Below are 13,925 nucleotides of genomic sequence, written 5' to 3'. Positions count from 1 at the left end.
TCCCCGTTGGTCGGCTGTACTGGACGTGCGCCTGCGACCGGACGAGCGCCGGTACGGGCCCGCCATGCACCGCGCACCGTGCGGCACCGCGCGACGCGCCGACGCCACGAGGAGGGAATGCGTCCATGCTCGACGGAGCCGCCGCGGCATCACCGGCGACCGCGCCCCCGACGACCGCGCCCCCGACGACCGCGGGCCCGGGCGGCGCGGCGCCGTCCGGGGCGCCGCCGGTCACCGACATCGACGCGGCACGGTTCCGCGCGGTCCTGGGCCGCTTCGCCACCGGCGTGGTCGCCATCACCGCCCTGGAGCCGGGCACCGGGAGCCCCCTGGGCCTGGTCGCGAACTCCTTCACGTCCGTCTCCCTCGACCCGCCCCTCGTGGCGTTCTGCGTCGCGCACACCAGCACGACGTGGCCGCGGCTGCGCGCCGCCGGACGGCTGTGCGTGAACATCCTCGGCGAACCGCAGGAGGACGTCAGCCGGCGGCTCGCGGCCCGCGGCGCCGACAAGTTCGCCGGCATCGGCTGGACCGGGTCGCCGGGCGGCGCCCCGCTGCTCGACGGGGTCCTCGCCTGGATCGAGTGCTCCGTCGAGCAGGAGCACGCCGCGGGCGACCACGTGATCGTCGTCGCCCGGGTGCACGAGCTCGACAAGCACGGCGACGACGACCCGCTGATCTTCTACCGGGGCGGGTACGGCGGGCTCGCCTGACCCCGGCGCCCGCGCCCCCTAGACGGGCTCGTTCTCCGGCGTCCGCAGCCGGGCCAGCACCTGCACCGGGTCGGCCAGGACCTCCGCGAACGCGAACTCGGCGGCGCCGACGAGCGTCGTGTCGTCGCCCAGCGCGGCCGTCCGCAGCCGGACCTTGTCGCGCGGCGCGGCCAGCGCGCCCTGCGCGAGCACGCTGCGGACCTGCGCGGCCGCCCCGAGGTAGATGTCGCGGAGCGTCCCGCCGAACACCACCAGGCCCGGGTTGAAGATGTTGACCAGGTTCGCGACGCCGAGGCCGAGCCACGTCCCGACGCGGTGCAGCGCCTCCCGCGCCACGATGTCGCCCCGGTCGGCGGCGTCCACGACGGCGCGCACCGCGTCCCGCCCCACCTGGTCGGGGCGCTCCTCCCGGCCGGCGTGGAACAGCAGCGTCCGCTCCCCCACCTCCGCCTCCAGGCAGCCCTTCGACCCGCACGCGCAGCGCCGCCCGCCCGGGTTCACGACCATGTGCCCGACCTCGCCGCCGAACCCCTCGTCGCCGCCGAGCAGCCGCCCGCCGACGATGATCCCGCCGCCGACGCCGACGTCGCCGTGCAGGTAGATGAGGTTGTCGCAGCCGACCCCGGTACCCCGCTCGTGCTCGGCGAGCGCGCCCAGGTTGGCGTCGTTGCAGACCGACACGGGGATGCCGAGGCCGAGGCGGCGGGACAGCGCGTCGCCCAGCGGGAGGTCGCCGACGTCCAGGTTCGGGCCGAACATGATCGCGTCGTCGGCGCGGCGGACCGTTCCCGGGAAGCCCACCGCGGCGCCGACGCAGACCGCGTCCCGCTCGGCCTTGCGGACGAGCGAGCGAGCGCCCGCCACGAGCGTGCCGAGCAGCTCGGCCGGGTCTGAGTCGCGGGCCCGGCGGCCCTCCCGCCGGTCCAGGATCACCCCGCCGAGTCCGACCCGCGCGACGACGAACCGGTCCACCGCGACCTCGAACGCCAGCACGTACACGCGGGTGGACTCCGGCCGGACGACGAGCGACGGGCGCCCGGCGCGCCGCCCGGGCCCCCGCGGCAGCTCCTCGCGGACCAGCCCGGCCGCGGTCAGGTCGGACGTCAGCGCCATGATCGTGCTGCGGTTGAGGCCCAGCGACTCGGCGAGCGTCGCGCGGGACGCGGGTCCCCGCAGGTGCACGAAGCGCAGCAGCGTCCCGAGGTTGTGCCGCCGGACGTCCTCCTGCGACGGTCCCGCCCTCATCGGCGCAGCCCCAGATCGCCGCTGACGCCCGAGGTGATCAGTTCGACGACCTGCCGGTGCGTCACGTCGGCCGTCCGCACCTGCGCGGCGGTCCGGCCGAGGTAGAGCGCGCAGATGCGGTCGGAGACGGCGAACACGTCGTTCATGTTGTGCGAGATCAGCACGACCGCGAGGCCCCGGTCGGCGAGCCGCCGCACGATCTCCAGGACCTGCTGGGTCTGCACGACGCCGAGCGCCGCCGCGGGCTCGTCCAGGACGACGACCTTGCAGTCCCACAGGACGGCGCGGGCGATCGCGACCGTCTGCCGCTGCCCGCCCGACAGGTGCGCCACCCGCCGCCGCACCGAGTCGACCGTCCGGACCGACAGGCCCGAGAGGGTGCGGCGCGCCATGTCCTCCATGGCCTCCTCGTCCAGCGCGAGGCCGCGGCGCCGCTCCCGGCCGAGGAAGAGGTTCTCCACGACGTCGAGGTTCTCGCACAGCGCGAGGTCCTGGTGGACGACCTCGATGCCGAGGGACGACGCCGCGCGGGGGCTGCCGAGCCGCACCGGGCGCCCCTCGAAGCGGTACTCGCCGCGGTCGATCGCGTGGACGCCGCCGATGCACTTGACGAGGGTGGTCTTGCCGGCGCCGTTGTCGCCGACGAGGGCGGTGACCTCGCCCGGATGGGCCGCGAAGGAGACGTCGTGCAGCACCTGGACCGAACCGAAGCTCTTGTCGATGCCGCGCAGGTCGAGAACAGGAGTACCGGACATCCCGCTGGGCTCCCACCGTGCCGCGCCGCCGCGTCCCGCGCGGCCGTGGACGCCGAGCGTATCAGCGGTGGCCCACGGCGCGGAAACGCCCGCGGGCCCGTCCGGGGCGGGGAACCCGGACGGGCCGGCGGGCGCGACCGGGGAGCCGACGGCGCGCGCCATCGGCTCCCGGTGGTCGCCGGGCCGGTTCATCTGCCCGTGGCGCTGCGCCGACGGCGGGCCAGCGCGTCGATGCTCGCGGCGAACAGCAGCACGAGGCCGGTGATGAGCAGCGTCAGGTACGCCGACGTCCCGATCAGCCCGAGCCCGTTCTGGATCATCGCGATGACCAGGCCGCCGAGGATCGCGTCCCGCGCCTTGCCGCGGCCGCCGAACAGGCTCGTCCCGCCGATCACCGCGGCGCCCACCGCGTACAGCAGCGTGTCGCCGCCGCCCGCCGCGGTGTTGACCGACATCAGCCGGGACGCCGCGACGATGCCGCTGACCGCCGCCAGCCCCGACCCGATCATGAAGACGGAGATCCGGATGCGGGTGACGTTGATGCCGGCCCGCCGGGCCGCCTCCGCGTTGCCGCCGACCGCGTACACGTGCCGTCCGAACGGCGTCCGGGTGAGGACGAACGTGCAGCCGATCAGCAGGACGCCGACGAGCAGCACGCCCCACGGGACGCCCGCGACCACGGCCAGCGGGCTGGGCGCGCGGTCGACGCTCAGCACGGCGGTGCCGATCAGCAGCGCCGCGGCGATGGCGCCGGACTGGAGCAGGACGAGCTGCAGCGGGCGGGAGTGCAGGCCCGCGGTCCGCTGCCGCCGCCAGCGCAGCAGCTGCAGGCCCGCGTAGCCGCCCGAGCAGGCGATGGCGAGCGTCCAGCCCAGCCAGATCGGCATGTTGCGGTTGGCGAGCGCCACGATGACGTCGTCGCGGACGGCGACCGTGCCGCCCTCGCCGATGAGCCACAGGATGACGCCCTGGAGGCCGAGGAAGAACGCGAGCGTGACGACGAACGAGGGGATCCGCACCACCGCGACCAGCCAGCCGATCACGGCGCCGATGACGATCCCGGCGGCGAGGGCGCTGATCACCGCGACCGGCCAGGCGTACCCGGCGTCGGTGAGCAGCTTGGCCAGGACCGCCGCGGTGACGCCGCTCGTCACGCCCGCCGACAGGTCGATCTCGCCGAGGAGCAGCACGAACACCAGGCCCATCGCGAGCAGCGAGATGGGCAGCGCCTGGGTGAACAGGTTCGCGATGTTGGTGTTGCTCAGGAAGGTCTCGGGTTTGAGGGCGGTGAACAGGACGACCAGGGAGATCAGGCCGAGCGCGGCGGGCAGGGCGCCGAGCTCGCCGGCCCGCAGCCGGCCCCAGTAGTCGAGCAGCGCCGATCGCAGGTCGTGCTCGCGCAGGTCGGTGGCGAAGTCCGAGTCCGCCAGCCGCACGGCGGCCTTCTTGCCTTCGGGGATTTCGGTGGACACCTGCTGCCCCTTTTCAGATGTTCTCGGCGGCGGTCGTCGGCGCGAGGCCGAGATCGCCGGAACGGCCGGCGGTGATGAGCTCCACGACCTGGCCGTGGGTGACCTCGGAGCACGCGACGTCCGCCGCGACCCGTCCGAGGTAGAGGGCGGTGATCCGGTCGGCCACCTCGAACACGTCGTTCATGTTGTGCGAGATCAGCACGACGGCGTGGCCGGTGTCGGCGAGCCGCCGCACCAGGTCCAGCACCTGCTCGGTCTGCGCGACGCCGAGCGCGGCCGTCGGCTCGTCCAGGATGACGACCTTCGACTCCCACAGGGCGGCCTTGGCGATGGCGACCGTCTGCCGCTGCCCGCCCGACAGGTTCGACACCTGCTGCCGCACCGACTTGACCGTCCGGACCGACAGCCGCGCGAGCGTCTCGCGGGCCGCCTTCTCCATGGACGCCTCGTCCAGCACGGCGAACTTCCGCCGCTCCCGGCCGAGGAACATGTTCTGGACGATGTCGAGGTTGTCGGCGAGCGCGAGGTCCTGGTAGACGACCTCGATGCCGAGGTCGGCGGCGGCGCGCGGGCCGTCGATGGTCACCGGGCGGCCCTCGAACTCGATCCGGCCCGAGTCGACGGGATGGATCCCGGCGATGCACTTGATGAGGGTGGACTTTCCCGCGCCGTTGTCGCCGACGAGGGCCATCACCTCCCCGCGCCGCACCGCGAAGTCCACGTCGTGCAGCACGTGGACGGGGCCGAAGCTCTTGTTGAGCCCGGTCAGGCGCAGTACGGGGTCACCGTTGTCTGCCACGTGTTTCCTTCCAGGGGTCGTGCCCGTGGCGGGCCCCCTGAGCGTCCCGGGGTTCCGGGCACCCGGGGCGCTCGGGGGAGCGGGGGCCCGCCACGAGGTCAACGGGGAGCCGTCACTGGACGCCGGCGTCCTTGCACTTCTGCGCGTAGGCGCCCGCGCACAGCTCCGCGGCCTTCACGAAGCCGTCGTCGACGACCTGCTTGATGTTCTTCTCGGTGACGGTGATCGGCTCGAGCAGCACCGACGGGACGTCGCGGTCGCCCTTCGGGTCCTTGACGGTGCCGTTCGTCTCGCCCTTCTCGCCGTTCAGCAGCGACACGGCGAGCTTCGCGGCGGCGTCCGCCTCCTGCTTGATCGGCTTGTAGACGGTCATGCACTGGTTGCCGTCCAGGATGTTCTGCAGGCCCTGCAGGGTGGCGTCCTGGCCGGTGACGGCGACCTCTCCGGCGGCCCGGTTCTTCTTCAGGATCGAGATGACCGCGTTGCCGATGCCGTCGTTGGCGGCGAGCACGCCGTCGATCTCGCCCTTCTGCTCGGTCCACATCTGCTCGAAGAGCGTGGCGGCCTCCTCGGCCTTCCAGTCCGGGACGGCCTGCTCCGCGACCTTCTTGTAGTTCGCGACCTTGTCGAGGACGCCGTGGTAGCCCTGCGCGAAGAGCGTCGCGTTGTTGTCGGTCGGAGCGCCGTTCAGGTAGGCGATGTTCGCCTGCTCGTCGCCGAGGCACTCCTGGAGGCCCTTGCCGAGGTGCTGGCCGACGACCACGTTGTCGAACGACACGTAGTAGTCGGCGACGCCGCCGAGCGTGAGCCGGTCGTAGTCGATCGTCGGCACGCCCCGGTTCTTCGCCAGGCGCTGCACGGCCGCGGCCGAGTTGGAGTCGATGCCGTCCACGATGAGGACGGTGACGCCGTTGGTGAGCATCTGCTCGGCGATCGTCTGGAACCGCTGGGCCGAGCCCTCGGCGTTCTGGATGTCGTACTCGACGCCCGCCGCCTTGAACGCCTCGGCCAGGTACGGGCGGTCGAAGCTCTCGTACCGGTCCGACGACGTCGTGTCGGGCAGGATCACGCCGATCTTGCCCTCGGCCGTGCCGGTCGCGCCGCCCTCGGAGTCGTCCCCGCAGGCGGTGAGCGACGTGAGCGACAGTGCCGCGGCGGCGGACGCCGCCGCCAGGCGGAGGATCCCCTTGCGCATGTGCCCGGGTCCTTTCTGGGGGGTCGGCCGCAGAGCGGCCTCGGGGGTTGTCCCCGCCGGTGTGCGGGCCCGTCCTGCACCGGCGTGAATGTTGTGCCCCGCAACATATGCCCCGTCCGGCCGTCGCACCAGACCCGGACCCGGCCCAATTTGTTGTGGGCAGTAACAATCAAGTAACACGAGGCGAACCGCACGTCACCGGCGAACGACCTGATCAAGGCCATGACCGGCACGGACTCCGGATTGTTCGCCGGATCAACATTCCCCGGTTCCGCGCGCCCCCGGAACCGGCGCGGCGCGGTGCGGCTCTGAGAAGGGACCTGTCGCGACGAACGCGGAGAGCCATCGATGACCTCAGCAGGAACCGGCGCCGGACGCCTCGTCGACGAGCTGTGCGGGCGGTGGGAGGCCGCCGTGGCCGCTCCGGACCGCGGCGACGCCGAACGGGCCATCGCGGAACTGTACGAGGCCCGCGGGTGGGGACGCCCCGAAGCCGTCGTCTGGCTCGACTCGCCCCTGGCCGGGGCGATAGCGGCGCGGACCCTGCTCTACGGCCACGAGCATCTGGACCCCGCCCGCCACCCCGAGGCCCGCGCCCGCTGGGTCCACGCGGCCACGCCGCGCCTGGAGGGGGCGTACGGGACCTTCGGCGGACCGGAGCCCTCCCCCTTCGAGGAGGACGAGCCTCTCGCCGCGCGGTGGCGGGTCCCGGCGATGGATTCGGCCTACAAGCTGTCCTACGACCTGGACGATCCGGACGTGCGGGCCGTCCTCGGCCGGGTCGGCGAGCCCGCCTGGGCGGTCAGCACCGCCGTCGCCCACCGCTTCAAGGAGGAGGCGCTGTCGCCCGGCGATCCCGGCCGCTTCGCCGCGGTCGCCGCGCGGGCGCACGAGCGGCTGCTGCGGGACCTGCGCCCGGCCTTCCCCGCCGCGCACTGGGACGCGGTGTCCGCGGCGCTCCGCTCCTGCGCCGCGGAGCCCCGGCCGGACGACTGGAAGCGGTGGCGGCGGGTGTGGGAGGCGGTGCGCGCACCGGACCACCACGCGCTGCTCATCCTCGCGGCGGCGCGCCGCGGCGGCGTCCCCGCGACCGGCGACCTGTCCGCCCGGCTGCGCATGGTCCCGGCCGTCGGCTGGTGGTGGGCGCTCGGCGGCATCGCCGTGGTGGCCGCTCCCCCGGCCGAGGTGCACACCGACCAGCTGGGGCGGCTGCACCGGGAGGACGGCCCCGCCGTCCGGTACGCGGACGGCTTCGCCCACCACTGCTGGGGCGGCGGGCTCGTGCCGGCCGGGCTCGTCGATCCCGGGTGGAGCGCGGAGGACGTCGTCCGGGCGTCCGACGAGGAACTGCGGGGCCGCGCGGTGCGGGAGTTCGGCGCCGCCTCGTACGCCGCCGCCCTCCCGGCCGACCGGATCGCGCCCGACCTGCGGCGCTGCGCGGTCGACCGGCTGGGCTGGGCGCGCTTCGCCGCCGAGGCGCCGCTGGCCCGCGTGGCCGGGCCCGTGCCCGACCCCGGTGACCCGGGCTGCGCGCTGACGCTGCACGACGTCCCGGCGGTGCTGCTCGGCCGGGACGCCCGCGTGGTGGTGCGGTCCGGCGGCGCCTGGGACGGCGCCGCGATCCTGGTGCCCGCCGACGCGGCGGACCCGCTGGAGGCCGCGGGCTGGCTCGGTTTCGGCGCGCCCGAGCCGGCGCCGCTGCCCGAACTGCTGACGCGTGTCTGGGAGAGCGAGGAGCTGCGGGACCTCCTCGCCGGGCTCGACTGCGCGCTGCCGCACGAGCACGTCGAAGCCGTGCACCTGTACTGCGGGGCCCCGCTGTACGCGTTCGCCGGGCACGGCACGGGCGGCACGTACTTCCTGTGCGGCGACGGCCCCCGGCGCCCCGTCCTGTACGCCGACTCCGAGGGCGGCTACCAGGTGCTCGGCCGCGACCTGGAGGAGGCCCTGCGGTTCATGGTCAGCGCGGACCCCGACGGCCGCGACCCCGAGAAGGCGGACGACGAGGCCGCGGAGGCGTTCGGCCTGCGGCCCCTGTCGCCCGACGAGTACCGGGCGCACCGCCGCGGGGCCGAGGCCATGGCGGGCGCGCTCGCCCTGGTGATGGCCGACGAGAACACCGTCTACGAGTACCGCCCGACCACGTGGTTCCGCTGCTGAACCGGCGCGTCAGAGCGGCGACGCGAGCACGGCGGCGATGCGGGCGGCCGCGCCGGCGACGTCGTCGGCCGGGGTGATCCGCTCGGACCACGACCACCAGAACCACCAGCCGTCGGCGGCCTCCTCGACGAGGATGTTCTCGGTCAGGGCGGACGCGTCCGGGTTCGCCACGTGCAGCGCGGGCGACTGCCCGCGGGGCAGCGTGAGCCGCACGCGGAAGCCGCGGGCGGACAGCGCGTCGCCGAGCTCTTCCAGGTATTCGATCCGCGACTTCGTCGGCGTCGCGGGCTCCATGCCGTCAGGCGTCATCCTCGTTCCTTCGTGGATCCGGCGGCCCGACGAGGAGTCACCTTTCCGTGTCCGCGGCCCGGGTGCAAGCACTTCGGGCAGGTCAGCGGGGCGCGCCGCGACGGACGGGCGCGGCGCGCCGACGGACGGCCCGCCATCCGGGATATCTTGCGCATTGCAGACGGCAAGCGGCGAGATGGGGGCGATGACGTGGGCGGCGCCGAGGCGGAGCGGACACGGCCGGACCAGCGGCTGCCGAAGCGCGACGGCGTGCCGGGGCAGACCGCGGCGGCCGAGGACGAGACCCGCGACGAGGCGGCCGGGGACACGGCCGCCGGGGACGCGGCCGCCGGGGACACCGTCCACGACGCCGGCGAGGAGACCGGCGGCGGGGCGGCCGACGGCCCGGATGACGAGCCCGACGCCGAGCCCGACGCCGAGGCCGGTGCCGAGACCGGTGCCGAGGCCGGCGACGAGCTGGTCGCCGGGCAGACCCTCGTGGACGGGCCGTCCCCGCGGGTGCCGAAGGAGGGCTGGACGGCCGAACTGCCCGCGCCGTCCGGCGGTGACGGCGCCGAGGACCCGGAGGACGGGCCGCCCGCCGCGTCCGGGCCCGAGGCGACGCGGCCCGCGCCGCTCCCGGCGGCGCCGCCCGAGGACGAAGCGGCGGACGCGGCCCCGGAGCCCGCCCCGGAGCCCGCCGCGGAACCCGTTGCAGAGCCCGTTGCTGAGGCGGAGGCGACGCGGCCCGCGCCGCTCCCGTCCGTGCCGCGGCCCGCCGAACCGGCCGAGCCCGCCGATCCGGCGGACGCGACGGCCCCGGCTCCGCTCCCGGCGCCCGAGCCCGCTGCCCCGGCGGCCGCGCCGTCCGTCCCGGCACCGCGCCCCTCCCCCTCCCCGTCGCCGGCTCCCGCGCCGCCCGTGCAGGGCGGGACGAGCGGGGCGGCCGCGCCCGGGGAGAGCCCGACGTGGCACCGGCAGCACTACACCGTGGGCGTGTTCCTCCTCGCCTACGGGGTGATGAGCCTGATCAGCGGGGCGCTGCTGTGGGGCGACCGGCGCGAGGAGGTCGGGGACTACTTCGCGTCCGGCCCGTCCGGGGCGATCCTCGTCCTGGCGAAGGCGGTCCAGGTGCTGCTGGTGCTGCTCACCGCGGCGGCGGTCGCGCGCCGCCGCGACACCTGGTTCGTGCCGCCGCTGGCCGGATGGATGGCGGGCTTCGCGCTGTTCGCCGTCCTGGACGTGTTCAACGCGCGCTGGGGCGGGCTGCTGGAGCACCTGCTGTATCTGGCCGGGTTCGTCATCCTGCTGTTCCTGTCGTACGGGCTGAGCGCGAAGGCGCAGGTCGGCGGCGCGGCGCGGGCGTCCGGGCCGGAGGCGCCGCCGGAGGGGCTGACCCGGACCCAGGAGCTCGCGCTCGCGGCGATCAACCGGCTGCCGCGCCGCTGACCCGGCGCCCGGGGCAGGGCGCGGCGGACCGGAAGGCGGCGGGCCGCCCGCGCCGGGTCACGGCACCACGACGATCTTCGCGTGCCGGTCGGGCCGGGTCAGTTCGGTGAACGCGTCCGCGATGCCGTCGAGGCCGACCGTGCCGGTGATGACGGACCCGGCGTCGATCCGGCCCTCGGCGATGTCGGTCAGCGTGGCGCCGTACTCCGCGGGCAGCGCGCCGAACGTGCCGCGGATCGTCAGCTCCTTGCTGACCGCGACGCCGGGCTCGATCTCGTCCGGCTGCATGCACACCCCGACCACCATGATCGTCGCCCCGGCGGGGGCGCCCGCCACGGCGGCGCCAAGCACCCCCGGGACGCCGACGCACTCGAACACGACGGCCTGGCGCACGTCGAGGCCGAACAGCTCGGCGGCGATGCGGTCGACGGTGCCGGTGGGGACGCCGAGGTCCGCCCAGCGGTCGTAGGGGGACGCGGCGGACGGGTCGACGGCCTCGTCGGCGCCGAGCCCTTCGGCGAGGGCCCGGCGCTTCGGGGAGAAGTCCACGGCGATCACGGGGCCGTGGCCGCGGGCCTTGAGGGCGGCGACGACGCCCAGCCCGATCGGGCCGAGGCCGAGGACGACCGCGACGGAGCCCGGCGCGATCCCGCTGCGCAGGACCGCGCGGGTCCCGACCGCGAACGGCTCGGTGACGGCCGCGGTCCGCGGGTCGAGCCCGTCCGGGACGGGCAGCGTGAGGGCCTCGTTGAGGATCATGTACTCGCCGTAGCCGCCGGGGTAGGCGGGGGTGTAGCCGATGATGCCGGAGCCCTGCGGGCCGATCCCGATGGGCGGCCCGCAGACGGCGGCGCCGATCGGCAGCTTCCGCTCGGTCCCGGGGCCGTAGCCGACGATCTCGCCCGCGAACTCGTGCCCGAAGACGAGGCCGTCGCGGGGGTCGTGGGGGGTGCCGCCGGAGCGCCGGGTGGTGTCCATGAAGGCGTCCGGGTCCTGCAGGGCGTGCAGGTCGGAACCGCAGATCCCGCAGGCGAGGGTGCGGACGAGGAGCTGCCCCTCCTGCGGGACCGGGTCCGGGACGTCGGTCACGATCATGGTCTTGTCGGCGGTGGTCAACGCAGCGCGCATCCGCGGCCTCCGGTCTTCCGGGCGAACGGTCGTTCCCGGAACGCAACCACGTTCGCCGCCCGCGCGATAGTGCCGGGCGCCACTGATCACTGGCAGGTTTTGTGGGTCCGGAGGCGAGGAAAGCCGATCTTGGCAGATGTTGCCCTTGGTGCACGATGTGCCCCATGCCACTTTCTGGAGCATGAGAGTGCGAAAGACGACGTGGTCGGTGGCGCTGGCCGCGTCCCTGGCGGTGCCCGCCGCCGCCGCGGCCCCCGCCGCCGCCCGGCCCGCGGCCCCCGCGGCCGCCTGCGATCCCACCCGGACCGAGCCCGTGTACCGCGGCGACGTCCCCGCGCCCGCCGACGTCCTCGGCTTCGACCTCGGCGAGCGCCCGGTCCGCGCCGCCGAGTCCGACCGGTACCTGGACGCGGTCGCCGCGCGCAGCGACCGCGTCGTGTCCGGGACCCTCGGCACGAGCGCGCAGGGCCGCCCGCTGAAGTACGCCGTCGTGGGCGAGCCGCGGCTGGTGACGAAGGCGGGCCTGGCGAAGGCGCGGCGGGACGCGCACCGGCTGCGCGACCCGCGCACGCCCGACCGCCTCGCCGAGCGCCTCGCGCGGACCGGCGTCCCGATCCTGTGGGTCAGCGGAAACGTGCACGGCGACGAGCCCAGCGGGACGGACGCCGCCCTGCGGGTCCTGCGCGACCTCGGCGACCGCACGGACTGCGCCGCCGAGCGCATCCTCGACAACGCGCTCGTGGTCGTCCTGCCGACGCAGAACCCGGACGGCCGGGAGCTCGGCACCCGCGAGAACGCCTACGGCTTCGACATGAACCGGGACTGGTTCGCCCGTACCCAGCCGGAGACCGACGGCAAGCTCGCGATGCTGAACCGGTACCCGCCCGTCCTCTACATCGACGCGCACGAGATGGGCGGGACGTCCTACTTCTTCCCGCCGAACGCCGACCCGATCTACCACGAGACGCCCGAGCAGGCGATCGGATGGATCAACGGGATCTACGGGGCGTCGATGGCCGCCGAGTTCGAGGCGCGCGGCATCGACTTCTTCAACCGCAACGTCTACGACCTCTTCTACCAGGGGTACGGCGACACGGTGCCGACGAGCGCGTTCCACGCGGCCGGGATGACGTTCGAGAAGGGCGGCGACAGCCCCTACCCGGAGCGGGTGGAAGAGCAGTACCTCACCCAGTGGGTGGCGCTGTCGGCCGCCGCCCGCAACCGGCAGCGGCTCCTCACCGAGTGGCGGGCGATGGCGGTCGAGGCCCGGCGGCAGGGCGAGGCCGGCGCACTCGAACCGAACCAGGTCTACAACCCGGGCAACGAGGTCGAGCGCCCGGTTCCCGACCGCGAGGTCAGGCACTACTTCCTGCGGGACGGCGACCGCGCCAAGCGCGACGAGGTCCGGACGATCGTGCGGCGCCTCCAGCGGATGGGCGTCGAGGTGGAGCGGCTCGCGCGGCCCCTGACCGTCCCGGACTACAAGGAGTACGGGCGCCCCGCGGGGCGGACGACGCTGCCCGCGGGCACGTACTGGATCTCCATGGCCCAGCCGGAGAAGCACTGGATCCAGGCCATGCTGAACGAGGACTCCTACACGCCGTTCCCGTACTTCTACGACGTGACGGCCTGGAGCCTGCCGCTGCTGGCGAACGTCTCGGGCGGCTCGTCCGGCGCGGAACTGCGGCCCCGCGCCCGTCCGGTGGGGCCCGTCCCCGCCGAGCGCCCGGAGCGCGCGGGCAAGGTGCCGGAGATCGGCGTCCTGCAGCTGTCGGAGACCTCGTCGTCGGCGCGGCAGTCGGCCGGCTGGCTCCGGCACCGCCTCGACCGCGACTGGCGGCTCCCGTTCACGCCGCTGCGCCCGTCCGACGTGGCGTCCGGGCGGCTGGACGGCGTGGACGTCCTGCTGGTCCCGGACGGCCCCGCCGGCGCGGCGCACGACGCGCTCGGCGAGGCGGGACGGACGGCGCTGCGGGAGTGGACGCACGGCGGCGGCCGGTACGTCGGCTGGCAGGGCGGCACGGAACTCGCGGCCCGGCTCGGGCTGACCACCGCGACGCTCGCGGAGCCCGCGTCCGACATCCCCGGCACGCTGTTCCGCGCGACCGTCGACCGGGGCAGCCCGCTGGCGAAGGGCGTGGGCGGCACCGTCTGGAACTTCACCTCGTACGACGCGGTGATGCGCGCGTCGAGCGGCGTCGTCGTCCGCTATCCCGAGAGCGGCTCCCCCGACTGGTTCGTCTCCGGGTACCAGCGCGGCGGCGAGGAGCTGGGCGGGACGGCCGCGGTCGTCGACCAGCCGGTCGGCGCGGGCCGGTCGGTGCTGTTCGCGGCCGAGCCGAACTTCCGGGCGTTCACCGACGGGACGGCCGGGCTGCTGCGCAACGCGATCCTCGGGCCCGACCCGGAGGGGGCGGCGCGGCCGCGGGCGGCGGCCGCGGCGGAGGCGTCCCGGTCGGCGGCGGCGCTGCCGGACCGCGAGGCGGCGATCCGGGTCTCGGTGCGCGCCGGGGACGCCGCCGCCGCCGAGTCGGTGCTGCGGTCGGTCGGCGCGGCGTGGGACGCGCGCCGCGACGGCGACGCCGTCCGGTTCGTGATCGCCAACCCGCGCGGGCTGCCGGTGGACCACCACCCGTTCGCGCGGCGGCTGCCCGCGCTCATCGCGGAGGCCGGGATCGACCCGCTGGCGGTGACGCTGCCGGGCTGACCCCCCGGAGACGC

General features: G+C 75.1%; 11 protein-coding genes. 4 read left to right on the top strand and 7 right to left on the bottom strand.

From position 1 onward, the window contains the following. Window positions 1–125: 125 nt before the first annotated feature. Window positions 126–713 carry a flavin reductase family protein gene (locus tag H505_RS0133835; RefSeq protein WP_084551135.1) on the top strand — a complete coding sequence of 196 codons (588 nt, stop codon included), beginning with the start codon at window positions 126–128 and terminating at the stop codon, window positions 711–713. Between the two features lie 18 nt (window positions 714–731). Here the strand turns inward: H505_RS0133835 and H505_RS0133830 are convergent, their stop codons facing one another. From H505_RS0133830 to H505_RS0133810, 5 genes are all read right to left on the bottom strand, one after another. After that, window positions 732–1,958 (bottom strand): ROK family transcriptional regulator, encoded by a 1,227-nt coding sequence (locus H505_RS0133830; protein WP_026405474.1) that lies wholly within the window; start codon window positions 1,956–1,958, stop codon window positions 732–734. Next, the gene (locus H505_RS0133825) at window positions 1,955–2,713 is read right to left on the bottom strand and encodes an ATP-binding cassette domain-containing protein (protein ID WP_026405473.1); all 759 of its coding nucleotides are present in this window, start codon (window positions 2,711–2,713) and stop codon (window positions 1,955–1,957) included. Before H505_RS0133825 ends, H505_RS0133830 begins: the two co-directional genes overlap by 4 nt. A gap of 188 nt (window positions 2,714–2,901) precedes the next feature. Further along, the gene (locus H505_RS0133820) at window positions 2,902–4,185 is read right to left on the bottom strand and encodes a sugar ABC transporter permease (protein WP_026405472.1); all 1,284 of its coding nucleotides are present in this window, start codon (window positions 4,183–4,185) and stop codon (window positions 2,902–2,904) included. A gap of 13 nt (window positions 4,186–4,198) precedes the next feature. Beyond that, complete coding sequence (locus H505_RS0133815; RefSeq protein WP_026405471.1) at window positions 4,199–4,984, bottom strand: ATP-binding cassette domain-containing protein; 786 nt, start codon at window positions 4,982–4,984, stop codon at window positions 4,199–4,201. A gap of 112 nt (window positions 4,985–5,096) precedes the next feature. Further along, window positions 5,097–6,179 carry a sugar ABC transporter substrate-binding protein gene (locus tag H505_RS0133810; RefSeq protein WP_026405470.1) on the bottom strand — a complete coding sequence of 361 codons (1,083 nt, stop codon included), beginning with the start codon at window positions 6,177–6,179 and terminating at the stop codon, window positions 5,097–5,099. A 348-nt stretch (window positions 6,180–6,527) separates the two neighbouring features. Here H505_RS0133810 and H505_RS48335 point away from each other — a divergent pair, with 348 nt between their 5' ends. Then, complete coding sequence (locus tag H505_RS48335; protein WP_026405469.1) at window positions 6,528–8,339, top strand: DUF6745 domain-containing protein; 1,812 nt, start codon at window positions 6,528–6,530, stop codon at window positions 8,337–8,339. Window positions 8,340–8,348: 9 nt separating this feature from the next. On the opposite strand, the gene H505_RS0133800 is transcribed toward H505_RS48335, so the two are convergent. Next, window positions 8,349–8,648, bottom strand: coding sequence for a hypothetical protein (locus H505_RS0133800; RefSeq protein WP_026405468.1), 300 nt, complete (start codon window positions 8,646–8,648; stop codon window positions 8,349–8,351). Window positions 8,649–8,837: 189 nt separating this feature from the next. On the opposite strand from H505_RS0133800, the gene H505_RS51305 reads away from it, so the two are divergent. Further along, window positions 8,838–10,076: a hypothetical protein gene (locus H505_RS51305; protein WP_034521247.1), complete on the top strand. Its 1,239-nt coding sequence runs from the start codon at window positions 8,838–8,840 to the stop codon at window positions 10,074–10,076. Window positions 10,077–10,133: 57 nt separating this feature from the next. On the opposite strand, the gene H505_RS0133790 is transcribed toward H505_RS51305, so the two are convergent. Continuing rightward, window positions 10,134–11,204 carry a zinc-binding dehydrogenase gene (locus H505_RS0133790; protein WP_026405467.1) on the bottom strand — a complete coding sequence of 357 codons (1,071 nt, stop codon included), beginning with the start codon at window positions 11,202–11,204 and terminating at the stop codon, window positions 10,134–10,136. Between the two features lie 181 nt (window positions 11,205–11,385). On the opposite strand from H505_RS0133790, the gene H505_RS46190 reads away from it, so the two are divergent. Continuing rightward, window positions 11,386–13,911 carry a M14 family zinc carboxypeptidase gene (locus H505_RS46190; RefSeq protein ID WP_034521246.1) on the top strand — a complete coding sequence of 842 codons (2,526 nt, stop codon included), beginning with the start codon at window positions 11,386–11,388 and terminating at the stop codon, window positions 13,909–13,911. Window positions 13,912–13,925: the final 14 nt, after the last annotated feature.

The sequence above is a fragment of the Actinomadura rifamycini DSM 43936 genome (assembly GCF_000425065.1).
GTDB classification, from domain to species: Bacteria; Actinomycetota; Actinomycetes; order Streptosporangiales; family Streptosporangiaceae; genus Spirillospora; species Spirillospora rifamycini.
This window is presented reverse-complemented; position numbering and strand designations above follow the sequence as displayed.

Bases quoted from the DNA above. Each gene is read 5' to 3' on its own strand.
- H505_RS0133835 (WP_084551135.1), top strand. From the start codon at position 126: ATGCTCGACGGAGCCGCCGCGGCATCACCGGCGACCGCGCCCCCGACG.
- H505_RS0133830 (WP_026405474.1), bottom strand. From the start codon at position 1,958: ATGAGGGCGGGACCGTCGCAGGAGGACGTCCGGCGGCACAACCTCGGG.
- H505_RS0133825 (WP_026405473.1), bottom strand. From the start codon at position 2,713: ATGTCCGGTACTCCTGTTCTCGACCTGCGCGGCATCGACAAGAGCTTC.
- H505_RS0133810 (WP_026405470.1), bottom strand. From the start codon at position 6,179: ATGCGCAAGGGGATCCTCCGCCTGGCGGCGGCGTCCGCCGCCGCGGCA.
- H505_RS48335 (WP_026405469.1), top strand. From the start codon at position 6,528: ATGACCTCAGCAGGAACCGGCGCCGGACGCCTCGTCGACGAGCTGTGC.
- H505_RS0133800 (WP_026405468.1), bottom strand. From the start codon at position 8,648: ATGACGCCTGACGGCATGGAGCCCGCGACGCCGACGAAGTCGCGGATC.
- H505_RS0133790 (WP_026405467.1), bottom strand. From the start codon at position 11,204: ATGCGCGCTGCGTTGACCACCGCCGACAAGACCATGATCGTGACCGAC.
- H505_RS46190 (WP_034521246.1), top strand. From the start codon at position 11,386: ATGAGAGTGCGAAAGACGACGTGGTCGGTGGCGCTGGCCGCGTCCCTG.